Source organism: Salegentibacter holothuriorum, assembly GCF_900168045.1.
GTDB classification, from domain to species: Bacteria; Bacteroidota; Bacteroidia; order Flavobacteriales; family Flavobacteriaceae; genus Salegentibacter; species Salegentibacter holothuriorum.
Window position 1 is genome coordinate 18579 of sequence record NZ_FUYY01000008.1, and the last position, 25679, is coordinate 44257.

The following is a 25679-nucleotide window of genomic DNA, read 5'->3' on the forward strand; positions in this document are numbered from 1 at the left end:
ATGGAAGAAAAATCAGTAAATAAAACAAATAGTAACGGTTATACGTTTCTTTTTGCGGTGATTATGGTGTTGGTTGTGGCCTCTGTATTGGCTTTTACTGCAACCTCACTTCAACCTATTCAAAGGGAGAATGTTCGCCAGGAGAAGATGCAAAGTATTTTAGCTACTATTGGTGTTGAAACCGATAGAGCTGGTGCTGAAGAGCTTTATAATCAGTATATCACTGAAGCATTAACCTTAGATCAAAATGGTGATGTGAAAGAAGATGTAGACGCTTTTACAGTAGATTTGGCCAAAGAGCTTAAGCGACCTGTAGCGGAACAAAATTACCCGCTATATATTGCCGATTACGAAGGTTCTAAATATTATATAGTTCCTTTAAGAGGTAATGGCTTGTGGAATGCGATATTTGGGTACATTTCTTTAAAAGACGATGTGAATACTATTAAAGGTGCAACGTTTGACCACCTGGGGGAAACTCCTGGTCTGGGAGCAGAAATCACCAAAGAATGGTTTAAGGAAAGTTTTTCCAATGAAAAGATCTTTGATAGTAATGGTAATTTAATTGGAGTATCTGTGGTGAAAGGTGATATAGATCCTTCAGATAAAGAAGATAATAAGGTAGATGCTATTTCTGGAGCTACAATTACAGGTGATGGTGTTTCTGATATGATTTCTGAAAGACTTCAACGTTATCTGCCTTACTTCAAACAGCAAACGGAAATTAAAGTCGCAACTAAGTAATTATGGCTACAGAGAGAAAAAATATTTCAGAAGAGAAAGAAGCCAAAAAGAAAGAAATGATCCTTTTTCTATCTAATTCAGAAGAAAAAGAACACTTCCTTTCTAAAGGCAATAGAAAATTATTGTCTGATCCTTTAGACGATAACAACCCAATTACTGTCCAGGTGCTGGGTATATGTTCTGCATTGGCGATTACGGTACAATTAGAGCCCGCTGTGGTTATGGCTATTGCCGTTGTGTTTGTAATGGCATTTAGTAATATTATTGTTTCCTTGCTACGTAATATGATTCCTAGTAGAATCAGGATTATCGTACAGCTAGTAGTTGTTGCATCCCTTGTGGCTTTGGTAGATCAGGTGCTTAAGGCTTATGCTTATGATGTTAGTAAGCAGCTTTCTGTATTTATTGGTCTTATTATTACCAACTGTATTGTAATGGGACGTTTAGAAGCTTTTGCTTTAGGAAACGGAGTTTACAAATCTTTTCTAGATGGTATAGGGAACGCAGCAGGCTATGGTTTAATTCTTATAATAGTTGCATTTTTCCGTGAGCTTTTAGGATCGGGTAAGTTATTCGGATTTGAAGTTTTAGGACATAAAGCGGCAACTTTAGCAGACTCTACAGGTTTGTATGCTTTAGGATATGAAAACAACGGATTGATGTTGCTTTCACCAATGGCGCTTATTGTAGTTGGTTTGCTTATTTGGGTACAACGTGCCAGAAACCGTAAACTGATAGAAGAGAACTAAAGCACAACAGCTTAAATAAAACGAAATTATGGATTTTATAAATTTATTTGTTAGAAGTATTTTCATAGAAAATATGATTTTTGCCTACTTTTTAGGGATGTGTTCCTATTTAGCAGTGTCAAAAACCGTAAAAACAGCTGTTGGGTTGGGTGCGGCGGTAATATTTGTACTTACTATTACTGTACCTATTAACTATTTGCTGGATAATTACTTGTTAAGACCGGGAGCTTTAAAATGGCTTGGTGCAGAATATGCTAATGTAGACCTTAGCTTTTTAAGCTTTATAATGTTTATTGCAGTAATAGCATCTATGGTACAATTAGTAGAAATGATCGTTGAGAAATTTGCCCCTGCATTGTATGGTGCCCTGGGTATTTTCTTGCCACTTATTGCTGTAAACTGTGCCATTCTTGGAGGGGCGCTTTTTATGCAACAAAAGGATTTTAGTGTAATCACAGAAGCTATAACCTATGGGTTTGGTAGTGGAATTGGATGGTTCCTTGCAATTCTTGGTATTGCAGCTATTCGTGAAAAAATAGCTTACTCTAATGTGCCTGCTCCATTAAAAGGTTTAGGAATAACCTTTATTATTACTGGGCTTATGGCATTAGGTTTTATGAGTTTTATGGGAATTAAATTATAATCGCAAAAGAAAGACTATGACAGTTATTATAGCAAGTATAGTAGTATTTTTAGCATTGATACTCATATTGGTTTCTGTGTTGCTTGGAGCAAAGGCAAAATTAGCGCCTTCAGGTCCTGTTACCATAAACGTAAATGGGGAGAAAGATATGGAAGTAGGTTCCGGTGGAACATTACTCTCAACCCTGGGAGACAATAAATTATTTTTACCTTCAGCCTGTGGTGGTGGTGGAACCTGTGTACAGTGTAAATGTATCGTAAAAGAAGGTGGCGGTGCCATTCTTCCAACCGAAGAACCACACTTTACCCGTAAAGAGATCGCGCAGGGATGGCGATTAGGATGCCAGGTAAAGGTGAAAGAAGATATGAAGATTACTATTCCGGAAGAAGTATTCGGAATTAAGAAATGGGAAGCAACCGTATTAAGAAATTATAACGTAGCTTCTTTTATTAAGGAATTTGTAGTGGAAATTCCTGAAGATATGGATTATAAGGCCGGTGGGTATATTCAGATTGAAATTCCTAAGTGTGAGGTTAAATTTAGTGATATGGATATCACTGCTCACCCTGAAGAACACGATGTGCCAGATATGTTTGAAGCCGAGTGGGATAAGTTTAAACTTCGCCCATTGGTAATGAAAAACCCTGAAACGGTAGAACGTGCTTACTCTATGGCTTCTTACCCTGCTGAAGGACGTGAGATTATGCTTAACGTTCGTGTAGCTACTCCACCATGGGATAGATCAAAAGATACCTGGATGGATGTAAATCCTGGTATTGCTTCTTCTTATATTTTCTCAAGGAAAAAAGGAGACAAAGTAACTATTTCTGGTCCTTATGGAGAATTCTTTATTAACCATAGTGAAGCAGAAATGCTTTATGTTGGTGGTGGTGCAGGTATGGCGCCAATGCGTTCTCACCTTTACCATTTGTTCCGTACACTTAAAACCGGTAGAAAAGTTACTTACTGGTATGGTGGACGTTCAAAAAGAGAATTGTTCTACATAGAGCACTTTAGAGCTTTAGAAAGGGATTTTCCTAACTTTGGTTTCTACTTAGCGCTTTCTGAACCAATGGAAGAAGATAACTGGAAAGTAAAGAAAAGTCTAGACGATGAAGGAGATGGATTTGTTGGATTTATTCACCAGGTTGTAATAGATAACTATTTAAGTCATCACGAGGAACCAGAAGATATTGAATTATACTTCTGTGGACCGCCTTTAATGAACAAAGCTGTTCAGAAAATGGGTGAAGACTTTGGAATGCCACCAGAAAACATCAGGTTTGATGATTTTGGAGGTTAGGAATTAAATAATTTAGACAAGCTGTCTAAGAAGTTTTTAATTCGTCATCCTGAATTCATTTCAGGATCTAGGGTGTTTTTAATTGAAACATGTTAGAAGCTGAAACAAGTTTCAGCTTGACGGTCATAAGGCTTTTTAGACAGCTTTTTTTATTTTTGCACTATGGCGAAATTAAACGATCAGGAGCTGCATAACCTTGCAATGAACATTGTAGGTAAAGAACTTGAGGAAAATGGTTACGAGTTTCTTGGGGTAAATAGTGAGATACAAAAGGATCCGCAGTTCGTTGCTTTAAAAGATAAAAAGCTTCACTTTGTAATTGTGCGGGCTATAGAATATCCATATAATCCCAAAGAATATGATATGGCATTTCTGCAATCTATTAAAGACCATGCCATAAAGTTTAAGGCACGTACATTTTATGCCGGAGTAGGCCTGGCAAATTCTTCCGATTATGAAAAACCAGTGATGCATGGCGAAGCTTATGTGGTTAATTATGAAGGCTGGCAGGAAATTTAAGCGCATAATGCACACTTTTTAATATAACATATTCGTGGCATTCTATTTCTTCAATTTTTTATAAATGAAAAACTTACTTTTTCCCTTACTTCTTATTTTTATACTTATTTCCTGCAAGAATGAAGGCCCGCAGGTAAACACATATACTGGAAATGCACTTGGTACCACCTACCAGGTAAAATATTTTTCTTCCCAAGATTTTGATACCGAAAAAGCTTTAGATTCTATTTTTGAAGTGATCAATACCTCAATGAGCACTTATCAGGATGATTCTGATATCTCTCGTATAAATTCGGGAGCTGAAGGGCTAACAGTAGATGTTCATTTCCAAAATGTGTTTAAATATTCTAAACAGGTTTTTAAAGAAAGCAACGGCTATTTTGATCCAACGGTGGGTAGTTTAGTCAACGCCTATGGCTTTGGCCCTGATAAGCCTTTAAATGAACCAGACGAAGCTGTTTTAGATTCCATAAAGCAACTGGTGGGATTTGAAAAAGTTAATTTAACCAGCATTAATACCATTGAGAAAGAAAACCCGAATATTTATCTTGATTTTAATGCGATAGCCAAGGGGTATACCATAGATGTTATCGCTGAATATTTAGATATAAATAATATTGAAAATTATTTAATTGAACTGGGGGGAGAGCTCGTTGCCAAAGGTGAAAATTTAGAGCGGGAATCTCCCTGGATGGTAGCCATAGATAATCCGCAGCAAACCGATGCTGAACGTACTTTACAAACCGTTCTTGCATTGGAAAACCGGGCGATGGCAACTTCCGGAAATTACCGAAAATTTAGAATAGACAGTACCACCGGAAATCGTTATGTACACACTATAAATCCCTTAAACGGGAAAGCTGAAAAAAGCAATTTGCTAAGCGCCTCTGTACTTGCTGAAAATTGTACCCTTGCCGATGGCTACGCCACTGCTTTTATGGCTTTAGGCTACGAAAGATCCTTAGAAATGCTGGAAGAACTGGAAAATGTAGATGTGTATTTTATTTATGTAGATGAAGCGGAAAGTATTCGGGTCTTTACTTCTGAAGGCTTTGAGGAAGCCTTAATGGAATAATCATTTATAACAAACTGGAATAACTTCCCCTTTTGCCAGGCGGTATTTATCAATATCTTCAGGAGATAATTGTTCGGTATAGTCAACTTCTTCAACCTTAAAACCAATATTTCTCAATTTATCAAAATAATCCCTACCGTATATTCTTACGTGATCGTACTGGCCAAATATACGTTCCCGTTCTTTTCTATCGGTAATTGAATCATCTTCAAAAGTATCCGTTCTCTTTAAATCCTGCGGAATCTGTAATATCGCTGTGCCGCCAGGTTTAAGAACTCTATAAAGTCCTTGCATCGCTTTGGTATCATCAGGAATATGTTCTAAAACGTGATTACACAGAATAAAATCAAATTCATTTTCTTTAAACGGCAAATTGCAAATATCAGCCTTTACATCGGCTAAAGGTGAATTTAAGTCAGTTGTGGTGTAGTTTAGGTTTTTAAGCTTTCTAAAACGCTTATAAAAAGCTTGTTCGGGGGCAAAATGCAGTACTTTTAGGTTCTTGCTAAAGAAATCGGTTTCATTTTTTAGGTATAACCAAAGTAAGCGATGCCTTTCCAGGGAAAGAGTAGAAGGGGAGAGCACATTTTCCCGCTGGTTAATATACCCGTAAGGTAGAAATTTAGAAAAGCTTTTCCCATCTATAGGATCGGTGTATTTATTTCCACGAAGCGCATATTTAAAAAAAGGTTTCACCCAATAGCTTAATTTGATAAGCATAGGGCGGGGCACGGTATTTAAAACTATTTTGAAAAGCTTTTTCATCAAGAATTGCTAGACTTTAATATCGCCCCAGTTTTCACCAGATTTTATACGATAAAGTTGCATTTCTGAAACTCCAAATTGCTTGGCCAGTACCTTGATTCTTGTTTTTCTTTTAGGGTCTAAAAGTTTCTTTTTTAATACCACGGCCTGTGCATATGAGAGTTTGGAATAGGTAACTACCTGTCTCAATTTTCTTTTGCGCTTGTTTTCTTTAACGCCAGGGCTATCATGCTGATGTTTTACCCATTCGTCTGGGGTGGTCCAGGCAAGGTTTTCTACGCGATTATCGTCTTTTTTAAAATTCTTATGAATCACGTATTTATGATCTTCATTCTTTTTAAGAAAAAGTTCAGCAACAATACGATGTACGTAATAGGCTTTATGTTTACCGTTTTGAAGTCTGGGAGAAAAACTTGTATAGCCATTGGTACGGCCGCCATTTATTAATTCTCCTTCTGGGTACTGCACGTAGCTAATTAACCTGCCGTAATTGGACACATCGTATACAAAGCGATCCTGCCATTCTTCTTTATGGAGTCTTTTCCATTCTTCGCCTCTATAATTCTTTATCATGGGCTTTTGCTTTAAACTCATCTTCTTCATCACTTTCAATTCCTAAAGCTTCATATATATAATCAAAGGTAGATAGTAGTTGTGGTTTCCCATCTACCAGGGCAACATCGTGCTCAAAATGGGCACTGGCTTTATTGTCTGCTGTTAGAATAGTCCAACCATCGGGTAATTGTTTTATTCTTTTTGTGCCAAGATTAATCATTGGTTCAATGGCCACTACCATTCCTTCTACAAATTTTTTACCCCTACCGCGTTTTCCATAATTTGGCATTTCTGGATCTTCGTGCATGGTCGCTCCAAGGCCATGGCCTACCAATTCTCTTACCACGCCATAGCCGCGATCTTCGGTATATTTTTGAATGGCATAACCAACATCTCCAACTCTGTTTCCGGCTTTAAATTCTCTTATTCCTACGTAAAGCGATTCTTTAGTAGCTTTTAAAAGATCTTTTATTTCTTGTTTTACCTCACCAACTTCAAACGTGTAGGCATGATCTCCATAAAATCCGTTTTTTAAAGCGCCACAATCTATAGAGATAATATCGCCTTCTTGCAACGGCTTGTCATTGGGAATACCATGAACCACCTGCGCGTTGGGACTCATACATAGTGAATTTGGGAAATCGTACATCCCTAAAAAACCTGGTTCAGCACCGTGATCGCGTATAAATTCTTCCGCCATCTTATCTAAGTCTAAAGTAGTTATGCCTGGTTTAATATGGGGTGCAAGCATTCCCAGGGTTTTAGATACAATTAATGCGCTTTCACGCATTAATTCAATTTCTGTAGGGGTTTTGGTAATTATCATATTCGTTATTTAAAATCGGCCTAAAAATCCGAATTTCTTCTTTTCTTTTTTCTGTTCTCTAATTATTGATCGGTCTTTTAATCGCTGGTATATTTCACCCCATCCCCACATACCACCAATATTTCTATCATCTATAAAAATATCGGCCAGGATCTTTCTGCTTATATCTTCGTCAAAAACCTCTTCGGGGTAACTTTTATTTATTGCGTAAAATTTAATGCCTTTTTTCTCACAAAATTTCACCGCTTCTTCTAATTTATCTTCGGCTCTATAAGTCCATAAAATAAGTCGGTGACCATCTTCCTGCAATTTTTTTAGTGTTTCAAATGCAAAAAGCTTTGGCTTTCCTATTTCAGGAAATTTATTTTCTACAATAGTTCCGTCAAAATCTACGGCTATGGTTAGTGTATGAGGCATAGGGCAAAATTAGCAAGATTAACCGAATATATCTTCTTAGGCTCCTGTTATTCGGAGTAAGGATCTATATATTCTTTACCATCAACTATCCTGGCAATATCTTCCTCTAAGTTTTCTACAGAATATTCTACAAAACGGTTTACTTCCTTTCCATCTTTAATAAAGATTATAGTAGGAACCCGGTGAATATTATACTTTTCGTCCAAATCGCCGGGGGCTTTTTTACTATAATTTACCGCAATACTTGTTAGGTTTTCCCTGTTGAAATCTACTAAATCTAACAATTTGAAAAACTTAGGAACTTCGTATCGGCTATCGCCACACCAGGTGCCCATAAAGAGAAGAATCTCATAATCTCCTATATTTTTCTTTATGGTTTCCACAGCTTCTGCATTAGGCTTGTAATTCGCGTAACCCGGAGTGAACCAGCGCGAATATGGAGATTTCTCCAAATCAGCTTGTGTGAATTCACCTAAAAGCATTTCTGCCGAATCTATATTCGCTAGTTTCTCTGTTTTATCTGAAACTTCCCCTGTGGTGATAAAAACTCCAAGGAAAAGCAGCAATATCTTATTGATCATTGATTTTTAAATTAGAGGGTCTTCAGTCATTAATTCAGGCTGCTCAATACCCATTAGCTTCAGGATAGTCGGAGCAATGTTTCCAAGCTTACCGCTTTTAATTGCTTTTAGATCTTTATCTAATAAAATTAATGGTACAGGGCTAGTGGTATGTGCTGTATTTGGACTGCCGTCTTCGTTGATCATGATCTCACTATTTCCATGATCTGCAATGATAATTACCGAATAATCATTTTCCATGGCAGTTTCAGCCACATCTTTAGCGCAAGAATCTACAGTTTCCACGGCTTTTACAGCAGCCTCAAATACCCCGGTATGGCCTACCATATCTGGATTTGCGAAATTCAGGCAAATAAAATCGGCCGATTCTTCTTGGAGTTCAGGAATAATTTTGTCCCTAATTTCAAAAGCACTCATTTCTGGCTGAAGGTCATAAGTGGCTACTTTTGGAGAGTTACACATTAAGCGTCTTTCGCCTTTAAAAGGTTTTTCACGGCCACCGCTAAAGAAGAAGGTAACGTGTGGATATTTCTCTGTTTCAGCAATTCTAATTTGCTTTTTGCCCATATACTCCAGGACTTCACCCAGGGTAGACTTAATATTGTCTTTTTTGAAAACTACATTTATGCCTTCAAAACTATCGTCATATTTAGTTACTGTCACATAATATAACGGCATTTTTTTCATATTGTACTCCGGGAAATCGTCTTGAGTTAGAGCCTGGGTAAGCTGCCTGCCACGATCTGTTCTAAAGTTGAAGAAGATTACAACTTCTTTTTCTTTTAAAGTGGCTACCGGCTCACCGGCATCATTGGTCATTACAATTGGTTCTACAAACTCATCGCTAACATTGTTTTCATAGCTTTTAGCAATAGCTTCAGAAGCATTTGTTGTTTTTGCACCTTCACCTTTAGTAATAAGATCGTAGGCTTTCTTTACTCTTTCCCATCGTTTATCACGATCCATTGCGAAATAACGCCCAATCACAGAAGCTAGTTTTCCATTGGTTTTCTCTAAATGTTTTTCAAGTTCTTCAACAAAACCTTTTCCTGAATGTGGGTCTACATCACGGCCATCTGTAAAAGCATGAACGTATTTTTCCTTAACTCCAAATTCTTCTGCAGCTGAAAGTAAGCCCTTTAAGTGATCAATGTGAGAATGTACTCCACCATCACTTAAAAGACCCATAAAATGAATTGGTTTATCATGTTTTATCGCATAATTAAAAGCTTCCTCCAGTACGGGCTCATCTTTTAAGGTGTTTTTTTCTACCGCCATGTTGATTTTTACCAAATCCTGGTATACAATGCGGCCGGCTCCAAGGTTCATGTGTCCTACCTCACTATTTCCCATTTGTCCTTCCGGTAGGCCAACCTGCATTCCGTCGGTGCGTAGTTCAGCGTGTGGATATTTCTCCAGGATACTATCCATAAATGGAGTTTTTGCTTTAGCTATAGCTGAAACGTCTGGGTTTTGCGTAATTCCCCAGCCGTCTAAAATCATTAGTAGAACTTTCTTATTCATAATAATTAGTTAATTAAGGCATAAAGATAAAAACAAATTGCCGGTCTACTAAATCCATGCCCACTAAATGTTTTATTAAATCTAAAGATAGAAGACCATTTGATAACTTTAGGCTATACTTAATTTAGCTGAAAAGAGAAATCACTTCTATCCTAAGTTTTAAAAATTTAACATTAAACTTGTTGCTTTGGAATAATTTTTTATTCGATTAATCGTTCTTTAAATAACTGCTGCTAACGTGTAATATGTTGAAATGTAGTTATATAAGGCTGTAAATGTTAAATTTTATGTTCTATAGCTTTAAAACTTAGATTAATAAGAATATTTTGTATGTTGGCATTACATTTGGACTAAATTAGGAGAACATTAATAAAACAACGTGTATGATTTATAGAATTCTGACTGTATTTGCCGTATTGATTTTCTCTTTTGCATTTACAACTACAGATAATTTAAAAACTAAGCTTAAAACTTCAGAATTAGAAGCTATCACTTCCCCGGTTTCTGAAGAAAGTAAAAACATAACTTTTGAAAGTAAAGTCGCTAGTCTCTACAATGAGTTTTCTACCAATAATATAAGCATTCCTGCAATGCCCGTTTTTGAAAAAGCGATAAAAGGCTACGAGCAATTAGACGAGAATGGTAAAGTGGGTAAAAAACTCCTTACCGTAATAGATTTTGGACTTTCTTCTACAAAAAAACGTATGTGGATTATGAATATGGAAACAAAAAAAGTATTGTTTAATACTTATGTTTCCCACGGAAAAAATACCGGTGGTGAGTTCGCTACCAAGTTTTCTAATACTGTAAATTCCCTGCAAAGTTCTCTTGGATTTTACGTTACCGCTGAAACTTATTACGGAAAAAACGGATTATCACTTTTTATAGATGGTATGGAGAAAGGTTTTAATAGCAATGCTCGTAAGCGTTATGTGGTAATTCACGGTGCAGATTATGCTGAACCAAATTTTATAGACAGAATTGGAAGGTTAGGAAGAAGCTACGGTTGCCCTGCGGTTCCAAATACAATTGCTAAAGAAGTGATAGATACTATTAAAGAAGAATCTGTAGTATATATTCACAAAAACAATAAAGAATACCTCGAAAAATCTACGCTACTAAATAGTTAATTTTTAGTAAGCAGTTTATAGATGGCAGCATCTCTTTTGTAGACATCTTCTGCAAAACGGGTGCTGCCATTTTCGTTCCAGGCTGTCCAGTATAGGTGGTGTACTTGTACTTGCTGAGTAACCTTAATTGTGGTAGTATTCCCTGAGTTTAGAATTTCTGCAATTTTATCATCGTCATATTTTGGTTGATCGCTTAAGAGCATTTTTGCGAGATCCAATACTCCCTGCACCCTTACACAACCAGAGCTTTGCGCCCTTAAATTTTTGTTGAAAAGCGATTTTGAAGGCGTGTCGTGTAGGTAAATCATATACTTATTGGGGTATATGATCTTTACCAATCCAAGCGGATTTGCCGGCCCGGCTTCCTGTCTAAAAGTATAGCCTTTCACTTTAGAAGAAGACCAGTCTACATCATGCGGATTCATTTTTTCACCACTTCGGTTAAATATGCTGAAATTTTTCCTGTTAATATAATCGGGGTCTTTAGAAGCTGAAGGGATAACATCTTTACTCTTAATCGTGGGAGGAATAGTCCATGTGGGGTTATAAACTATATGTTCTACTTTATCTGAGAAAACCGGGGTTTTTCGCGCTTCAGTACCAACCATAGTGAGGTGCGTAGCAAGCGTATCTTCATTTTTTACTAAATGTAAGCGATAGTTTGCAATATTTACAATAATGTATTGTTCTCCCAGGTCTTTAGGATACCAGCGCCAGCGTTCCAGGTTTACTAAAATCTGTTCCAGTCTGTCCTGGTAGGTTTTATTCAAGGTTTTAATTGTGCCACCGCCAATAACACCATCAGTTTCAATACCATATTTTTCCTGGAATTCTTTCACTGCTTCCTGTAGCGAGTCATCATAAGTATCAAGGCTGTCTGTAATTTCCTGTTCCCAATAACCTAATTCTTTTAAGCGCCTTTTTATATCAGGAATTCGCTCATCTTTTTCATCGGCTTTAATACTCTCTCCTTCTTCGGAAATAAAAATGGGGTTTTCTTCTTTTTTTGCCAGTTCTCTATATTTCTTTAAACTCTGTTTTAAGCCTTTATAAACCTCGTGCTTTGGTGTTACAGAATCTATAGCGGCCAGGATATTGTTTTGCTGAATTCCGTAATTCAGTAGACCGGTGAGTTCTATTTTGTTGCTTTCTAGTCCCCAAATACTGTAAATTTTTTTAGGATCTAATTTCCCCGAATTATAATCGGAAGCAAGACCAAAAAAAGCATCAGTAAGAATAATTTCGGTCAAACTGCGCTCTTCATCATCTAATTCTGATAAATTGGCGAGAGACTTTTTTAAATAGCTTAAATGGTAATCTTCAGGTTCCAGGCCGTCTTCCTTAGCTCTTTCTATGCCTCGATAAAGATCTTCCCGTAGCGCACGGTTGGTCCAAATTGGTTTGTATTCCCGCTTCGAATATATAGAATCAAGTAAGCTGGCGTATTGCAGATCTATATTGCCAACCGAATTAGAAATTGCCGTAAATCTTTTGGCAATTAAATCAGATGAGGCTAATTTTTCAATAACTACAGCCTCTTCCTCTTTTGAAGTTTCAATTCCCTTTTTTTGATCTTCTTTACAAGAAAATAAAAACAATACGCCAAGGAATATTAGAAAATGGGGGTATTTCATAAAAGAGGAAAAGTTAGTAGGTTTTTTATTGGCACCGCCAAAGGGTGTAATACCCCGAGGCTTGCCTCGAAATTAAAAATTTGTTTCCAACGAATGTCTCGTGGGCTTGCCCTGAGGTAGTTTCCTTAAGCTCTTACATCGTTGTAAGACTTGTTTCTATCAAATTGAACTTCAGCGAAAGGGCAGAGGGGTTCTATCTTATAATTATTTTTACGGGCAAATTCTACACTGTGGGCTAATAACTTGGTAGCAATTCCCTGGCCTTCCAGTTCTGGTCTAACCTCGGTATGATCAATAACAAGAATATCCTCTTCCTTTTTTTGATAGGTTAGCTCGGCGTAAATTCCTTTTTCATCTTTGATAAAAAACATTCCGCGGCTATCATTTTCGCGATGTTGAATATCCATAAATTATTTTTTGAAGACACCGTCAATGATACCGTAATCTATAGATTCCTGGGCATCCATCCAGTAATCACGATTAAAATCTTTTAGTACCTTTTCTATCTTTTGGTCACAATTATCAGCAAGAATTTTTGCACTTAACTCTCGGGTTTTTATGATTTCGTTCGCCTGAATTTCAATGTTTGAAGCCTGACCTCTGGCTCCACCCATAGGTTGATGAATCATTACTTTTCCATGCGTTTGGATAAACCTTTTTCCTTTAGTTCCGCCAGAAAGTAAAATAGAACCCATAGAGGCGGCTAAACCACTACAAATGGTAGAAACTGGGCTTTTAAGGCTTTGCATGGTGTCATAAATAGCAAATCCGTCGGTTACGTAGCCTCCGGGGCTATTAATAAAAAACTGGATTTCATCATCTCCTTCCATGTCAAGATAAAGTAGCCTGTCTATAACATGTTTAGCTGATTTGTCGTTGACTTCACCCCAAAGAAATACTTTTCGTTCTTCAAGGAATTTTGCGTCTATTAGGTCCTGGGTTTTACCGGGTTTATTACTCATAAGAAATTAGTTTAAGATGTATTCTGTTAGGCATTAAAAATAAGATTTATTTGTCGGAACACTTGTTTTTTAATTACCCATTTAACAAGATTTTATCGGTTCATTTTATTTTCCCTCTGAATATTAAGTAAATAGGATAGTAGAGCCTAAAAAGTTCAATTTTCTTTTGGAATTTGAAGGCTTTAAACTCTATATTTGCAGAACAAAGGCGGGAGTAGCTCAGTTGGTAGAGCGTCAGCCTTCCAAGCTGAATGTCGCCGGTTCGAACCCGGTCTCCCGCTCTAAGAAGAGAAACCTCAACAAAACGTTGGGGTTTTTTTTTGTGCGAAAAAATGATGAAAATTGGCTGGTTGAGAAGCCTGTCCCGCTTGAAGCCCGATAGGGTGTAATATCGGGAAACCCGGTCTCTCGCTCTAAGAAGAGAGGTTGTCTGAAAAGTATAGTTTCGTCAAGCTGAACTTGTTTCAGCTTCTAACCTGTTCTGATTATCGATATTTTAGATCCTGAAATAAATTCAGGATGACGATTTTAAGAACTTTTTACACAACCTCTTTTTTATGTAGAAAAAGTAATAGAAAATTTCTCAGAAGAGAAGCCTGTCCCGCTTGAAGCGTAATAGGGCGTAATATCAGGAAATCCGGTCCCCCGCTCTAAGAAGAGAGGTTGTCTGAAAAGTATAGTTTCGTCAAGGAACTTGTTTCAGCTTCTAACCTGTTCTGATTATCGATATTTTAGATCCTGAAATAAATTCAGGATGACGATTTTAAGAACTTTTTACACAACCTCTTTTTTATGTCGAAAAAGTAATAGAAAATTTCTCAGAAGAGAAGCCTGTCCCGCTTGAAGCCTAATAGAACCTGAACCCTAATCTTTTAAAAAGAATCATAAAAAAATCCGGAAACTAAAAGCTTCCGGATTTTTTCAATTTATAACTTAAGAAGAGTTTAACCGTTCATAGAGATTAAAAATTCCTCGTTGTTTTTAGTTTGCTTAATCCTGTCATTAATAAACTCCATGGCTTCTATAGGATTCATATCGGCAAGATATTTTCGCAACACCCACATTCTTTGTAATGCAGCTTCGTCTAATAAAAGATCGTCGCGACGTGTACTTGAAGAGGTAAGATCTATTGCAGGGAAAATTCTACGGTTAGCAATCTTTCTGTCTAATTGCAGTTCCATATTCCCTGTTCCTTTAAATTCTTCAAAGATCACTTCGTCCATTTTAGAACCGGTATCGGTAAGGGCCGTAGCGATTATTGATAAAGAACCACCGTTTTCAATATTACGGGCAGCACCAAAGAAACGTTTTGGTTTGTGTAGGGCATTGGCGTCTACACCACCACTCAATACTTTACCACTTGCAGGTTGTACGGTGTTGTATGCGCGGGCCAATCGAGTTATAGAATCTAGAAGGATTACTACATCGTGACCACATTCTACTAAACGCTTTGCTTTTTCTAAAACGATATTCGCAACCCGTACGTGTTCGTGAGCTTCCTTATCAAAAGTAGAAGCTACTACTTCACCTCGTACATTGCGTTGCATATCTGTAACCTCTTCAGGACGTTCATCAATAAGTAAAACTATTTGATAAACTTCAGGATGGTTTGCTGCAATTGCATTGGCAATATCTTTAAGCAACATTGTTTTACCAGTTTTAGGCTGGGAAACAATCATACCACGCTGGCCTTTTCCAATAGGGGAAAAGAGATCCATAATACGGGTAGACATGCTGCTCTGCTTTTCAGCAATATTAAATTTTTCTTTAGGGAAAAGTGGGGTTAAGTGCTCAAAAGAAACACGATCTCTCACTACCTGTGGGTCTAATCCATTAATTTTATTAATCTTAATTAAAGGGAAATATTTTTCACCTTCTTTCGGCGGACGAATTTGCCCTAGAACAGTATCCCCGGTTTTTAATCCGAATAAACGAATTTGCGACTGAGAAACATAAATATCATCTGGGGAAGTAAGGTAATTGTAATCTGAGGATCTTAGGAAACCATAGTTGTCCTGCATAATGTCCAGTACACCTTCACTTTCAATAATCGCATCAAACTCATAATCCGGTTCGCGATAGCGGTTACGTCCATCACGGTTGCCGGTTTCGCGACCAGCATTATTTTTATTGCGCGGGTCTTTCTTTTGGTCACGAGGATTGTTGTTCTTCTGGTTTTTAGAAGAATTATCGTCTCTTGTGTCTCTTGGTTTTTGCTCCTGTTTTTTGTTTTCCCTTGGTTTTGAAGTTGAATCTTCTTTCCTGGGAGCATCAATCTTTTTAGGAGAAGTGCTTTCCTTTTTTATAGCGCGGGACTCTTTGGTCTCTTTAACAGTAGCAGTGCTTGGTGGCTTTTTATTGCTTCCAATTTTACCGGCTTTTTTAGCCTGTGGTTTTTCTGAAGATTTACCAGAGGCTTCACTTTTGGGAGATTCTTCCTTTTTTGTGTCCTCTGTTGTAAGAGCTTCTTTAGCCTTTTTAGGGTTGGCAGCCTGATAGTCAAGTATTTGATATACCAGGTCTAATTTTTTTAAAGTCCTGAATTTAGGAACATTTAAAGATTTAGCGATATCCTGCAACTCAGGAAGCTTTTTAGCTTTTAATTCTGAAATTTCAAACATGGATAATTAAAAATAAATTTGTGTTTGGGTTGATTGTTGAACTTCGCGAGGAAGAATCGAAAAAAAATTTGGAGACTTAAGTAACCTGTTTTGAATTGGTTACGAAATGTTCCTGCAAGTATACAACTTTATTTTAATATTTTGAATAGCAATTCTAAAAAGAATCTTTATTTTTGTTCGCGAATTTCACTGAAAGATATGCTACAACGAATCCAAACTATATATTTGCTTATCGCTGTTATTGTTAGTGGCGGGCTAATCTTTGCTTTCTCACTTTGGGAAAATTCTGAAGGAGTTGCAATGTATGCCCAAGATTATCTTATGGTTTTTATTGCATTTCTAGCTTCAGCTTTATTATCTTTGGTGAGTATTTTTATGTTCAAAAATAGAAAGCTCCAATTTGTATTGGGGCGTCTAAATATCTTATTAAACTTTTTTTTACTAGGAGTGTTTGTTTATTGGTCGCTAAGTTTACCTGGAGAAATGGATATTTCAGAGAAGGGTATTGGGATGTTTCTTCCAATCATTTCTATCGTTTTTCTTGTTTTGGCCAATAAGGCCATTAAAAAGGACGAAGATCTCGTAAAATCTGTGGACCGATTACGATAAGCCTATCATCTTAGTAGTATTAGTGCGTGAAAACCCGAAGTGAAAGCTTCGGGTTTTTTAGTTTTTAAAGGTATGGTTACTTCCATAGTTATGTTTAAGCGAACATACTGTGATGAATGAGGTTGTCTGAAAAGTCTAGCTTCGTCAAGCTGAACTTGTTTCAGCTTCTAACATAAAATAAATTCTGATCTTGTTAGATCCTGAAATAAATTCAGGATGACGTGTTTAAAACTTTTCATACAGCTTTTTTGCTCCTGATAAAAATTTGCTGCAAATTATTCATCAAGACTCCCCACTAACTCTTAAGTTCTATTACTTCTAAATCCTTAATTTCCGCAGCATCAATTTTAAATCTAAGCATAGTGCGTTTCTTATGAAATCCCTGCTTTCCTGCCGCTCCCGGGTTCATATGAATTAATCCCAGGCCTTTATCGTTCATTACCTTTAAAATATGTGAATGCCCGCTAATAAATAGCTTTGGCGGATTTCTTTTAATTTCTTCTCTTATGGCGGGGGAGTATCTCCCAGGATATCCACCTATATGCGTAATCCAAACATCTACGCCTTCGCAATTGAATCGTTGGTGGAGTGGAAATTCCTTCCTTATTTCTGCATCATCAATATTGCCATAAACGGCCCTTAAGGGTTTTACTTTTTTTAATTCATCGGTAATATCGGTGATGCCAATATCGCCGGCGTGCCATATTTCATCGGCTTCGCCGGCATAATGTAAAATTCTTTCGTCAATATGACTGTGGGTGTCGCTTAACAGCAATATTTTTTTCAAGTTGGGATTGTTTTTGTTTATAGAATCATTTTGAAACCGATGCCTTCAAAGGATTTCAGCTTCTAATAAATGCCTTATCTTTGCAGTTCGCAAATATAAAAATAAAGAACTCGGTTGAGGTATTTTTTAGAACTGTCATATTTTGGGAAAGCTTATCACGGTTGGCAAAATCAGCCGAATGCGATTTCGGTTCAGGAAGAAATAGAACGAGCGCTTTCAGTTGTTTTTCAACAAAAAACACCTATTGTTGGCGCAGGAAGAACAGATGCTGGCGTTCACGCCAAACAGATCTTTGCACATTTTGATACCGATAAAGAACTGGAAAAAGAAGCTTTTAGGTTTAAAATGAATTCTTTGCTTCCGGCAGATATAGCTTTACGGGGTTTCTTTAAAGTGAAACCTGATGCACATGCTCGTTTTGATGCTTTAAGCCGGAGTTATGAATATCATATCGTTCAGCAGAAAGATCCTTTTTTAGAGGATAGAAGTTATTTTTTGAAGAATAAGCTGAATGTTGAAAAAATGAATGAGGCAGCGAAAATCTTAAAGGATTATACTAATTTTAAGTGTTTTTCAAAGTCTAAAACCGATGTAAAAACCTATAATTGCAAGATTTCTGCAGCAGTTTGGAAAAGTGAAAATGAAGTGTTGATTTTTTATATTTCTGCCGACAGATTTTTAAGAAATATGGTGCGTGCAATTGTGGGAACCTTACTGGAAATTGGTTTAGGGAAACAACCCATAGAAAATATGCACGAGATTATAAAAAGTAAAGACAGGAGTAAGGCGGGGACTTCGGTACCAGCAAAAGCATTATACCTTAGCAGGGTTACTTACCCGGAAATAGCAATAAAATAAATGGCATCTAAAACAGGTAACGCATTCGATTTTGATTTATTTAAGCGCTTGCTTAAATACACTAATCCCTATAAAGTAACTTTTTATTTTGTAGGTGTTGCAGCTATTTTGCTTTCATTTTTTGCTGTTTTAAGACCTTATTTATTAAAGGTTACCGTAGATGATGCAATTACGCCACAGAATTATGATAACCTTGTTTTTTATGTTGGTTTAATGGCCGGCGTTTTAGTGCTGGAAGTTATTTTTCAGTTTCTATTTGTGTATTTCGCTAACTGGTTAGGACAGGAAGTGGTTAGAGACCTTCGGGTAAACCTTTTTAAACATATGCTCAATTTTAAAATGACTTATTTTGATAAGTCGGCAGTTGGGCGTTTGGTAACCCGCGCGGTAAGCGATATTGAAACTATTGCCAGTATTTTTAGTCAGGGGCTTTTTATGATTATCAGTGATATTCTAAAAATGCTGGTGGTAATTGGCTTTATGTTTTACCAAAGCTGGCAGTTAACCTTACTGGTGTTGACCGTGCTTCCGCTAATTATGTACGCTACTCGTGTTTTTCAGAAGAAAATGAAAGTCGCTTTTGAAGAAGTACGAACACAGGTTGCCAACCTAAATACTTTTGTTCAGGAGCGAATTACGGGAATGAAAATCGTGCAACTTTTTACCCGTGAGAAAGCCGAATACAAAAAATTTAAAGAAATTAATGATAAGCACCGAAATGCCTGGGTTAAAACCGTTTGGTATAACTCTATTTTCTTTCCAATTGCCGAAATGGCAACTTCTATTACCATTGGTTTAATTGTTTGGTTTGGTGGTTTACGCGCGGTTGCAGACGATGGAATTACCCTGGGTGTAATTATTGCTTTTATTGAATTGTCTCAGCTCCTGTTTAGACCACTACGACAAATTGCCGATAAGTTTAATACGCTGCAAATGGGAATGGTTGCGGCCAATCGTGTCTTTGGAATTTTAGATACCGACTCTTCTATTAGTAATGAAGGTAAAATTCAAGTTAAAGACCTGAAAGGCGACATAGAGTTCAAAAATGTGCGTTTTAGTTATACCGATGATGAAGAGGTTTTAAAAGGCGTTTCCTTTAAAGCAAGTGCAGGCGAAACTATTGCGATTGTTGGTGCTACCGGGGCAGGGAAATCTACGGTAATCAATTTGCTGAATCGTTTTTATGAAATAGATAGTGGTCAAATTCTTGTAGACGGCATTGATATTAAAGATATTACGCTGGAATCTCTACGATCTGAAATTGCCGTAGTACTGCAAAACGTTTTCCTTTTTGCCGATACTATTTTGGCTAATATAAATCTCAGTGATCCTAACATTACCGAAGAAGATGTGGTTAGTGCAGCCAAACAAATTGGTATTCATGAATTCATCAATACCCTGCCTAATACTTATCATTATAATGTAAAAGAGCGAGGCGCAATGTTATCTTCGGGACAGCGACAACTTATTTCTTTTTTACGTGCCTATATGAGTAATCCCAGTATCCTCATTTTAGATGAAGCTACTTCTTCGGTAGATACTTATAGCGAACTACTAATCCAGGAAGCCACCGATAAGATTACGAAAGGAAGAACTTCTATTGTGATTGCCCATAGACTTGCTACCATTAAAAAAGCCGATAAGATCATGGTGATGGATGCCGGTGAAATTGTAGAAATAGGAACGCACACAGAATTGCTTCAAAAGAAAGAAGGCTACTACAAAAACCTTTATGAAGTTCAGTTTATGGCAGAGGAAAGTTTATAAGTTCGAGGAATTTAAAGGAAAGTCAATAATTTAAGGATAGAATTCCAACGGTCAATCTATGGGGGTCACGCCTTCTAGAAAGGATTATAGAAGATCTTTTTTAATTCTTTCAATCAATTCATCTGTACTTTCAAACATCACGAATTCCCCGTCTTTTACATAAGAAATCTGCCCGGTTTCTTCACTTACTACCAGGGCAAGCGCATCGGTTTTTTCAGTAATTCCAACAGCGGCACGGTGGCGTAATCCAAATCTTAGCGGAATAGACCTATCGTTAGAAACTGGTAGAATTACCCTGGTGGCCGTGATTTTATTATCTTCTATTACCATCGCACCGTCGTGAAGTGGAGAATTTTTATAGAAAATTGACTCCATAATAGGTTGATTGAGTTCAATATTCATATCGTCCCCAGAATTTTTTACAAAATCCAGGTTCGTATTTTTCTGAATAACAATTAAAGCGCCGGTATAACTTTGGCCCATGGCTTCGCAGGCCGAAATAATATCATCTACATTGGTGCTGGTTTCCAAATCACCTTTTAAGAATCTAAGCTGGGTAAAGAACTTTCCTTTTTGCGTGAAATTTGTTGACCCAATCATTAAAAGAAATTTCCTTATTTCTTGTTGAAAGACCACGATTAAAGCAAACATTCCAACTCCTATAAACTCACCAAGAACGCTGCTTAGAAGCTCCATTTGAAGCAATTCGGTGAGGCTTCCCATAAGGTAAATAATCACGATCCCTATAAAGATATTTACCGCAACTGTTCCTTTCACTAATTTATATAAATAATATAATAGGAAAGCTACAAATACAATATCCAGTACATCTAGAAAACGAAGATTGATTATATCCAAATTAGTTGGGTTTTTTGTAAAAATAGAAAATATGCGGCTACTTATTAAGTTCTGCAAATAATTTAGTGCATTCTACCGCTTCTTTTACATCATGAACTCTCAAAATATTGGCACCGTTATTTAAGGCTATGGTGTTTAAGAAGGTAGTCCCGTTTAAAGCTTCTGCTGCCGAAGTCTTTAAAGTTTTATAGATCAGGGATTTTCTTGAAAGTCCTGCTAATAATGGCAATTCTAGAGTTTTAAAGAGTTCCATTTTGGAAAGTAATTCAAAATTCTGATTGATATTTTTAGCAAATCCGAAGCCCGGATCCACAATTAAATCGTTTATTCCTAAAGCCCTTGCAGCACTTATCTTTTCCGAGAAATAGAATAAAATATCCTGTAAAATATCCTCATATTGGTTGAGGTCTTTCATAGTTTGTGGGGTACCACGCATATGCATCATAATATAAGGTACCTGATGTTTTGCCACGGTTTTCATCATTTCTTGATCCAAATTTCCGGCAGAGATATCGTTAATTATTGCTGCACCTGCTTCAATGCTTTTTTCGGCTACGTTTGCGCGAAAGGTATCTACAGAAATTAATGTTTCCGGGAAATGTTTTAGAATATTTTCTATTGCGGGAAGTACGCGTTTCAACTCTTCGGTTTCCTCAACTTTTGGTGCTCCCGGCGGAGTGCTATAGCCACCAACATCAATAAAATCGGCGCCATCTTTCAGCATTTTTTCCACCTGATTAAGAATATCTTTTTCCGAAACTTTTCGGCTTTCAGCATAAAAAGAATTGGGAGTGGTATTGATAATTCCCATCACTTTAGGGCTGTTAAGGTCTATAAGCTTGCCCTGGCAATTTATGGTCATTTTTACGGAATTTTAATTAAATATTCTGAAGTCAAAAGCAATAATTTTTAAAGCTCAATTCAGAAATTATAAAATGCGGTTTTAGTATTAATTCTGTTCTTAATAATTTATGCTTGTTCTTTTTTCCATTGATGAAAAAGGAACCAAAAAAATCTAGGCTTACGAAACTTTATCTAAATTTATCGTTCAGCACCTAAATTTTAGGAACTCTCCCGATAAAAATCGGGATCAAACAACCTAAGATTTCACGGTGCATCACTTCAAATTTTATGATAAATTTTCGGTAGGCCGCTTAAAAATCAACAGTACAAAATATAAAAAATAGAACCTCAATATTAAAAATTTAGGAGGTTACACATAATTATTAATATTTCAAAGAATTTGTAAAAAACGATTAGATAAATATTGTTTTACTATCTGAAATATTTGCACGAAATTTACGGAAATTAGATCTCTTTTATGCAGAATACCTCAAAACAGTATGACGCGGTGGTAGCCACCTGCCGTAGCCTGTTTATTAACAAGATGAAAGATTACGGAAGCGCCTGGAGAATTCTTAGGCTTCCGTCACTTACCGACCAGATTTTTATAAAAGCCCAGCGCATAAGAAAACTCCAGGAAAATGGAGTAAGAAAAGTAGATGAGGACGAAAAATCGGAATTTATAGGAATCATCAATTACTCGATAATGGCTTTAATTCAGTTGAAAAAAGGTGTTGTTGCCCAGCCAGATCTTGGGGTGGAAGAAGCGGCAGATCTTTATGATGAAAACATAGCTGAAACCAAAGCCTTGATGATGAACAAAAATCATGATTATGGCGAGGCCTGGCGAGATATGCGGGTAAGCTCTTTAACTGATCTTATTATTCAGAAATTATTGCGGGTCAAGCAAATTGAAGACAATAAAGGGCTAACCTTGGTGAGCGAAGGGATTGATGCGAACTACCAGGATATGATAAATTATTCCATCTTCGCAATGATTCTAATGAATGAAGCTGAAGCATAGTTTTTTATAACTTTTCAGAAGATAAAAGCATTTAATAAATAAAGAAGCATGAAATTATTAGTAGGGTTTTCCAGAATTTTCGTTGGCGTATTATTTATTTTTTCAGGATTTATAAAACTCAACGATCCACTGGGATTTTCTTATAAACTCCAGGAATATTTTAGTCCGGAGGTTTTAGGGCTTGATTTTTTGGTTCCATTTTCATTGGTGATCGCCATAGTTTTAGTGGTTTTTGAGCTGGTGGTGGGAATTATGCTTTTAATTGGTTACCTCCCTAAATTTACGGTTTGGAGTTTACTCTTAATGATCGTTTTCTTTACGTTTCTCACCTTTTACTCGGCTTATTTTAATAAAGTGACAGATTGTGGGTGTTTTGGAGATGCGATCCCGTTAACGCCCTGGCAGTCTTTTATCAAAGATGTTATCCTGCTTGTTTTTATACTGATACTTTTCTTTAATCGAAAATTGATCACTCCCGTTCTAAATCCTATTTCACATCGCTGGATCATCTTTTTATCCTTTATCCTTTCATTTTGGTTTTGCTACCACGTATTGATGCATTTACCGGTTTTTGATTTTAGAGCTTATAAAATCGGGAATAATATTGAAGAGTTAATGCAGGTTCCGGAAGACGCCCAAAAAGCTGTTTATGAGTACGAATGGACCTTTATGCATAATGGCGAAGAAGTAAAACTCATTACAGATGGGACTTACCCTAAGCAGGAAGGTGAATTTGTAGGTGTGGAAACTACGATGATAGAGGAAGGTTATGTGCCGTTAATTCAGGATTTTGAGATAGAAGCAAATGGAGAGGTGATTACCAGTCAAATTCTTGATGCTGAAAAACTTTTTATGGTGGTGGCCTATGATCTTTCTCATACTGAGCAGGAAGGATTTAAAGCGATACAAGACCTTGCAGCAGAAGCTAATGAAAAGGGTTATAACGTAGTTGGTTTAACCGCTTCTAATGATGCAGACCAACAAAAAATAATCGAAAAATTTCAGCTTGATTTTGAATTTTACCAGGTAGATAAAAAGGTTTTACAAACAATTGTAAGATCTAACCCTGGACTTTTAGTTATGGAAAAAGGTACAATTGTCCAGAAAAAGCATTGGTTTGATGCTGCGGATATAAGATTATAAATCATACTTAAGATTTCTTGAATTTTTGGTAAAAAGCGAATCTTCATTCGGCTTAGGCGTAGCTATGTTTATTCTTATCAATATATTTGTAGGAGAGCGGATTTTTTCCGCGGAAATAATAAAATCAACTAAGAAATTATGAGAAAAAAGATAGTAGCCGGAAACTGGAAAATGAACAACGATCTTGCTGAAACGCAGGAGTTGCTTTCACATTTAAAAATGCAATTGGTAAAAGAGCCTGAAGCCGAAGTTATGGTAGCACCGGCCTTTACTAATTTATACTCAGCTTTTCAAGGGCTAAAAGATACTCCGGTACAGGTTGTGGCGCAAAATATGCACCAGGCAGAGAACGGAGCTTATACCGGAGAGGTTTCAGCAAAAATGCTTAAAAGCATTGGGGTAGATACCGTAATTTTAGGTCATAGTGAGCGACGCGCGATTTTTGGGGAAACCAACGAAATTCTTGCAGAAAAAGTGAATTCAGCTCTTAAAAGTGAGATGAGAATTATTTTTTGCTTTGGTGAGGAATTGGCCGATAGAAAGAGTGATAATCATTTTGATCTTGTAGCAAAACAACTTGAGGAGAGTTTATACCAGATTTCTGATGCAGATTGGAAGAATGTAGTATTGGCTTACGAACCGGTTTGGGCTATTGGAACCGGAGAAACCGCTTCTCCAGAACAAGCACAGGAAATGCATGCTTTTGTTAGAAAAAATATTTCAGAAAAATTTAATGACGAAATCGCACAAAATGTTTCTATCCTTTATGGAGGAAGTGTGAAGCCTGCAAATGCCAAAGAGATCTTTGCAAAAGAAGATGTAGATGGCGGACTTATTGGTGGAGCCAGCCTTAAAGCAGTAGATTTTGTTGAAATTATAAATGCCTTTTAATTATGTCTTCTAACTATCTCGAATTCAAGTTTAAAATAGAGCCCTTGCAGCCTGCCTCAGAAATTCTTGTAGCAGAGCTGGGCTACCTGGGTTTTGAGAGTTTTGTAGAAGAAGAAGATGGCATTACTGCCTATATCCCTGCCGAGGAGTACGAAGATGATCTCCTGGCAGGGGTTCATATCCTACAATCAGAAGATTTTGAAATCACTTATTCTAAAGGTGAAATAGAACAGGTGAATTGGAACGAAGAATGGGAGAAAAATTTTAATCCCATTTTAGTAGATGATATTTGTAGTGTTAGAGCTCCTTTTCATCCAGAGCCCGATGTGGAATATGATATTGTAATAGAACCAAAAATGTCTTTTGGGACCGGGCATCACGCGACCACTCACATGATGATTCAGCATATTTTAAAAAATGACTGGAATGATAAAGCTGTACTGGATATGGGCTGTGGCACCGGTGTTTTAGCTATTTTGGCAAGTTTAAAAGGAGCAAAGTTTGTTGACGCCATTGATATTGATAATTGGTGCTACCAAAATACTCTTGAAAATATTGGTAGAAACGATTGCGATAATATTAATGTTGAAGAGGGAGGAGCTGAACTATTGCAGGACAGAAAATATGATATGATTTTGGCTAACATCAATAGGAACATTCTACTTAGAGATATTCCTATTTATGTAGACTGCCTTAATAAAGAAGGAGATCTATTTTTAAGTGGGTTTTATGAAGAAGATATTCCGGTAATTAAAGAAGCCTGCCTAAAACTTGGGTTAACTTATAAAGAGCACTTTGAGAAAAGTAATTGGGTAGCTATAAGGTTTTCAAAATAAGCATTTTATAGATAT

27 protein-coding genes and 1 tRNA gene are annotated in these 25679 nt (G+C 36.8%); 15 read left to right on the forward strand and 13 right to left on the reverse strand.

The window, feature by feature from the left end; all coding sequences use genetic code 11:
• The 6 genes from B5X51_RS14245 (at nucleotide 1) to B5X51_RS14270 (ending at nucleotide 5033) form a co-directional block, all read left to right on the forward strand.
• The gene (locus tag B5X51_RS14245; protein ID WP_079721858.1) at nucleotides 1–744 is read left to right on the forward strand and encodes a Na(+)-translocating NADH-quinone reductase subunit C; all 744 of its coding nucleotides are present in this window, start codon (nucleotides 1–3) and stop codon (nucleotides 742–744) included.
• Nucleotides 745–746: 2 nt separating this feature from the next.
• A complete protein-coding gene (locus tag B5X51_RS14250) occupies nucleotides 747–1493 on the forward strand; it encodes an NADH:ubiquinone reductase (Na(+)-transporting) subunit D (protein ID WP_079721859.1) in 747 nt (248 codons plus the stop codon).
• A gap of 28 nt (nucleotides 1494–1521) precedes the next feature.
• Nucleotides 1522–2136, forward strand: coding sequence for an NADH:ubiquinone reductase (Na(+)-transporting) subunit E (nqrE, locus tag B5X51_RS14255; protein ID WP_079721860.1), 615 nt, complete (start codon nucleotides 1522–1524; stop codon nucleotides 2134–2136).
• 16 nt (nucleotides 2137–2152) lie between these two features.
• Nucleotides 2153–3439: an NADH:ubiquinone reductase (Na(+)-transporting) subunit F gene (gene nqrF, locus B5X51_RS14260; protein WP_079721861.1), complete on the forward strand. Its 1287-nt coding sequence runs from the start codon at nucleotides 2153–2155 to the stop codon at nucleotides 3437–3439.
• Nucleotides 3440–3601: 162 nt separating this feature from the next.
• Nucleotides 3602–3958 carry a Na(+)-translocating NADH-quinone reductase subunit F gene (locus B5X51_RS14265; protein WP_079721862.1) on the forward strand — a complete coding sequence of 119 codons (357 nt, stop codon included), beginning with the start codon at nucleotides 3602–3604 and terminating at the stop codon, nucleotides 3956–3958.
• A gap of 64 nt (nucleotides 3959–4022) precedes the next feature.
• Nucleotides 4023–5033 carry an FAD:protein FMN transferase gene (locus B5X51_RS14270; RefSeq protein WP_079721863.1) on the forward strand — a complete coding sequence of 337 codons (1011 nt, stop codon included), beginning with the start codon at nucleotides 4023–4025 and terminating at the stop codon, nucleotides 5031–5033.
• Here the strand turns inward: B5X51_RS14270 and B5X51_RS14275 are convergent, their stop codons facing one another.
• Genes B5X51_RS14275 through gpmI form a run of 6 tightly spaced genes read right to left on the reverse strand, consistent with a single transcriptional unit; the run spans nucleotide 5034 to nucleotide 9701 of the window.
• Nucleotides 5034–5798 (reverse strand): class I SAM-dependent methyltransferase, encoded by a 765-nt coding sequence (locus B5X51_RS14275; protein ID WP_079721864.1) that lies wholly within the window; start codon nucleotides 5796–5798, stop codon nucleotides 5034–5036. It lies immediately after the preceding gene.
• Between the two features lie 9 nt (nucleotides 5799–5807).
• Complete coding sequence (locus tag B5X51_RS14280) at nucleotides 5808–6371, reverse strand: HNH endonuclease (RefSeq protein WP_079721865.1); 564 nt, start codon at nucleotides 6369–6371, stop codon at nucleotides 5808–5810.
• Nucleotides 6355–7179, reverse strand: coding sequence for a type I methionyl aminopeptidase (gene map / locus B5X51_RS14285; RefSeq protein WP_079721866.1), 825 nt, complete (start codon nucleotides 7177–7179; stop codon nucleotides 6355–6357). Before map ends, B5X51_RS14280 begins: the two co-directional genes overlap by 17 nt.
• A 9-nt stretch (nucleotides 7180–7188) precedes the next feature.
• On the reverse strand, nucleotides 7189–7596 hold the full coding sequence (locus B5X51_RS14290) for a BT0820 family HAD-type phosphatase (RefSeq protein WP_079721867.1): 408 nt from the start codon (nucleotides 7594–7596) through the stop codon (nucleotides 7189–7191).
• A gap of 47 nt (nucleotides 7597–7643) precedes the next feature.
• Nucleotides 7644–8177: a TlpA family protein disulfide reductase gene (locus B5X51_RS14295; protein ID WP_079721868.1), complete on the reverse strand. Its 534-nt coding sequence runs from the start codon at nucleotides 8175–8177 to the stop codon at nucleotides 7644–7646.
• A 6-nt stretch (nucleotides 8178–8183) separates the two neighbouring features.
• Nucleotides 8184–9701: a 2,3-bisphosphoglycerate-independent phosphoglycerate mutase gene (gpmI, locus tag B5X51_RS14300; RefSeq protein WP_079721869.1), complete on the reverse strand. Its 1518-nt coding sequence runs from the start codon at nucleotides 9699–9701 to the stop codon at nucleotides 8184–8186.
• 383 nt (nucleotides 9702–10084) lie between these two features.
• Between gpmI and B5X51_RS14305 the strand changes: the two genes are divergently transcribed.
• Nucleotides 10085–10831 carry a murein L,D-transpeptidase catalytic domain family protein gene (locus B5X51_RS14305; RefSeq protein WP_079721870.1) on the forward strand — a complete coding sequence of 249 codons (747 nt, stop codon included), beginning with the start codon at nucleotides 10085–10087 and terminating at the stop codon, nucleotides 10829–10831.
• On the opposite strand, the gene B5X51_RS14310 is transcribed toward B5X51_RS14305, so the two are convergent.
• The 3 genes from B5X51_RS14310 to B5X51_RS14320 all read right to left on the reverse strand — a co-directional run bounded on the left by B5X51_RS14310 (nucleotide 10828) and on the right by B5X51_RS14320 (nucleotide 13427).
• On the reverse strand, nucleotides 10828–12465 hold the full coding sequence (locus tag B5X51_RS14310; RefSeq protein ID WP_079721871.1) for a L,D-transpeptidase family protein: 1638 nt from the start codon (nucleotides 12463–12465) through the stop codon (nucleotides 10828–10830). The genes B5X51_RS14305 and B5X51_RS14310 overlap by 4 nt on opposite strands.
• A gap of 125 nt (nucleotides 12466–12590) precedes the next feature.
• A complete protein-coding gene (locus B5X51_RS14315) occupies nucleotides 12591–12872 on the reverse strand; it encodes a GNAT family N-acetyltransferase (RefSeq protein ID WP_079721872.1) in 282 nt (93 codons plus the stop codon).
• 3 nt (nucleotides 12873–12875) lie between these two features.
• Entirely contained in the window at nucleotides 12876–13427 is a 552-nt protein-coding gene (locus B5X51_RS14320; RefSeq protein WP_079721873.1) for a ClpP family protease, read from the reverse strand.
• Between the two features lie 208 nt (nucleotides 13428–13635).
• On the opposite strand from B5X51_RS14320, the gene B5X51_RS14325 reads away from it, so the two are divergent.
• Nucleotides 13636–13708 (forward strand) — tRNA-Gly (locus B5X51_RS14325).
• Between the two features lie 663 nt (nucleotides 13709–14371).
• On the opposite strand, the gene rho is transcribed toward B5X51_RS14325, so the two are convergent.
• Nucleotides 14372–16048 (reverse strand): transcription termination factor Rho, encoded by a 1677-nt coding sequence (gene rho / locus B5X51_RS14330; RefSeq protein ID WP_079721874.1) that lies wholly within the window; start codon nucleotides 16046–16048, stop codon nucleotides 14372–14374.
• 198 nt (nucleotides 16049–16246) lie between these two features.
• Here rho and B5X51_RS14335 point away from each other — a divergent pair, with 198 nt between their 5' ends.
• A complete protein-coding gene (locus B5X51_RS14335) occupies nucleotides 16247–16657 on the forward strand; it encodes a DUF4293 domain-containing protein (protein WP_070054643.1) in 411 nt (136 codons plus the stop codon).
• A 295-nt stretch (nucleotides 16658–16952) separates the two neighbouring features.
• On the opposite strand, the gene B5X51_RS14340 is transcribed toward B5X51_RS14335, so the two are convergent.
• The gene (locus tag B5X51_RS14340; RefSeq protein ID WP_079721876.1) at nucleotides 16953–17444 is read right to left on the reverse strand and encodes a metallophosphoesterase family protein; all 492 of its coding nucleotides are present in this window, start codon (nucleotides 17442–17444) and stop codon (nucleotides 16953–16955) included.
• 114 nt (nucleotides 17445–17558) lie between these two features.
• On the opposite strand from B5X51_RS14340, the gene truA reads away from it, so the two are divergent.
• Together truA and B5X51_RS14350 are read left to right on the forward strand one after the other, a co-directional pair.
• The gene (gene truA, locus B5X51_RS14345) at nucleotides 17559–18302 is read left to right on the forward strand and encodes a tRNA pseudouridine(38-40) synthase TruA (RefSeq protein ID WP_079721877.1); all 744 of its coding nucleotides are present in this window, start codon (nucleotides 17559–17561) and stop codon (nucleotides 18300–18302) included.
• Nucleotides 18303–20069, forward strand: a complete 1767-nt coding sequence (locus B5X51_RS14350; protein ID WP_079721878.1) for an ABC transporter ATP-binding protein — start codon at nucleotides 18303–18305, stop codon at nucleotides 20067–20069.
• Nucleotides 20070–20153: 84 nt separating this feature from the next.
• Here B5X51_RS14350 and cdaA read toward each other — a convergent pair whose 3' ends face one another.
• Together cdaA and folP are read right to left on the reverse strand one after the other, a co-directional pair.
• Entirely contained in the window at nucleotides 20154–20927 is a 774-nt protein-coding gene (gene cdaA / locus B5X51_RS14355) for a diadenylate cyclase CdaA (protein WP_079721937.1), read from the reverse strand.
• Nucleotides 20928–20964: 37 nt separating this feature from the next.
• On the reverse strand, nucleotides 20965–21789 hold the full coding sequence (gene folP / locus B5X51_RS14360) for a dihydropteroate synthase (RefSeq protein WP_079721879.1): 825 nt from the start codon (nucleotides 21787–21789) through the stop codon (nucleotides 20965–20967).
• Between the two features lie 459 nt (nucleotides 21790–22248).
• Here folP and B5X51_RS14365 point away from each other — a divergent pair, with 459 nt between their 5' ends.
• The 4 genes from B5X51_RS14365 to prmA all read left to right on the forward strand — a co-directional run bounded on the left by B5X51_RS14365 (nucleotide 22249) and on the right by prmA (nucleotide 25664).
• Nucleotides 22249–22794, forward strand: a complete 546-nt coding sequence (locus B5X51_RS14365) for a DUF1599 domain-containing protein (protein ID WP_079721881.1) — start codon at nucleotides 22249–22251, stop codon at nucleotides 22792–22794.
• 48 nt (nucleotides 22795–22842) lie between these two features.
• The gene (locus B5X51_RS14370; protein ID WP_079721882.1) at nucleotides 22843–23937 is read left to right on the forward strand and encodes a BT_3928 family protein; all 1095 of its coding nucleotides are present in this window, start codon (nucleotides 22843–22845) and stop codon (nucleotides 23935–23937) included.
• A gap of 138 nt (nucleotides 23938–24075) precedes the next feature.
• A complete protein-coding gene (gene tpiA, locus B5X51_RS14375; RefSeq protein ID WP_079721883.1) occupies nucleotides 24076–24828 on the forward strand; it encodes a triose-phosphate isomerase in 753 nt (250 codons plus the stop codon).
• A gap of 2 nt (nucleotides 24829–24830) precedes the next feature.
• Complete coding sequence (prmA, locus tag B5X51_RS14380; protein ID WP_079721885.1) at nucleotides 24831–25664, forward strand: 50S ribosomal protein L11 methyltransferase; 834 nt, start codon at nucleotides 24831–24833, stop codon at nucleotides 25662–25664.
• Nucleotides 25665–25679: the final 15 nt, after the last annotated feature.

Coding starts and splice junctions, on each gene's coding strand:
- B5X51_RS14245 (WP_079721858.1), top strand. CDS start 1: ATGGAAGAAAAATCAGTAAATAAAACAAATAGTAACGGTTATACGTTT.
- B5X51_RS14250 (WP_079721859.1), top strand. CDS start 747: ATGGCTACAGAGAGAAAAAATATTTCAGAAGAGAAAGAAGCCAAAAAG.
- nqrE (WP_079721860.1), top strand. CDS start 1,522: ATGGATTTTATAAATTTATTTGTTAGAAGTATTTTCATAGAAAATATG.
- nqrF (WP_079721861.1), top strand. CDS start 2,153: ATGACAGTTATTATAGCAAGTATAGTAGTATTTTTAGCATTGATACTC.
- B5X51_RS14265 (WP_079721862.1), top strand. CDS start 3,602: ATGGCGAAATTAAACGATCAGGAGCTGCATAACCTTGCAATGAACATT.
- B5X51_RS14270 (WP_079721863.1), top strand. CDS start 4,023: ATGAAAAACTTACTTTTTCCCTTACTTCTTATTTTTATACTTATTTCC.
- B5X51_RS14275 (WP_079721864.1), bottom strand. CDS start 5,798: ATGAAAAAGCTTTTCAAAATAGTTTTAAATACCGTGCCCCGCCCTATG.
- B5X51_RS14280 (WP_079721865.1), bottom strand. CDS start 6,371: ATGATAAAGAATTATAGAGGCGAAGAATGGAAAAGACTCCATAAAGAA.
- map (WP_079721866.1), bottom strand. CDS start 7,179: ATGATAATTACCAAAACCCCTACAGAAATTGAATTAATGCGTGAAAGC.
- B5X51_RS14290 (WP_079721867.1), bottom strand. CDS start 7,596: ATGCCTCATACACTAACCATAGCCGTAGATTTTGACGGAACTATTGTA.
- B5X51_RS14295 (WP_079721868.1), bottom strand. CDS start 8,177: ATGATCAATAAGATATTGCTGCTTTTCCTTGGAGTTTTTATCACCACA.
- gpmI (WP_079721869.1), bottom strand. CDS start 9,701: ATGAATAAGAAAGTTCTACTAATGATTTTAGACGGCTGGGGAATTACG.
- B5X51_RS14305 (WP_079721870.1), top strand. CDS start 10,085: ATGATTTATAGAATTCTGACTGTATTTGCCGTATTGATTTTCTCTTTT.
- B5X51_RS14310 (WP_079721871.1), bottom strand. CDS start 12,465: ATGAAATACCCCCATTTTCTAATATTCCTTGGCGTATTGTTTTTATTT.
- B5X51_RS14315 (WP_079721872.1), bottom strand. CDS start 12,872: ATGGATATTCAACATCGCGAAAATGATAGCCGCGGAATGTTTTTTATC.
- B5X51_RS14320 (WP_079721873.1), bottom strand. CDS start 13,427: ATGAGTAATAAACCCGGTAAAACCCAGGACCTAATAGACGCAAAATTC.
- rho (WP_079721874.1), bottom strand. CDS start 16,048: ATGTTTGAAATTTCAGAATTAAAAGCTAAAAAGCTTCCTGAGTTGCAG.
- B5X51_RS14335 (WP_070054643.1), top strand. CDS start 16,247: ATGCTACAACGAATCCAAACTATATATTTGCTTATCGCTGTTATTGTT.
- B5X51_RS14350 (WP_079721878.1), top strand. CDS start 18,303: ATGGCATCTAAAACAGGTAACGCATTCGATTTTGATTTATTTAAGCGC.
- folP (WP_079721879.1), bottom strand. CDS start 21,789: ATGACCATAAATTGCCAGGGCAAGCTTATAGACCTTAACAGCCCTAAA.
- B5X51_RS14365 (WP_079721881.1), top strand. CDS start 22,249: ATGCAGAATACCTCAAAACAGTATGACGCGGTGGTAGCCACCTGCCGT.
- B5X51_RS14370 (WP_079721882.1), top strand. CDS start 22,843: ATGAAATTATTAGTAGGGTTTTCCAGAATTTTCGTTGGCGTATTATTT.
- tpiA (WP_079721883.1), top strand. CDS start 24,076: ATGAGAAAAAAGATAGTAGCCGGAAACTGGAAAATGAACAACGATCTT.
- prmA (WP_079721885.1), top strand. CDS start 24,831: ATGTCTTCTAACTATCTCGAATTCAAGTTTAAAATAGAGCCCTTGCAG.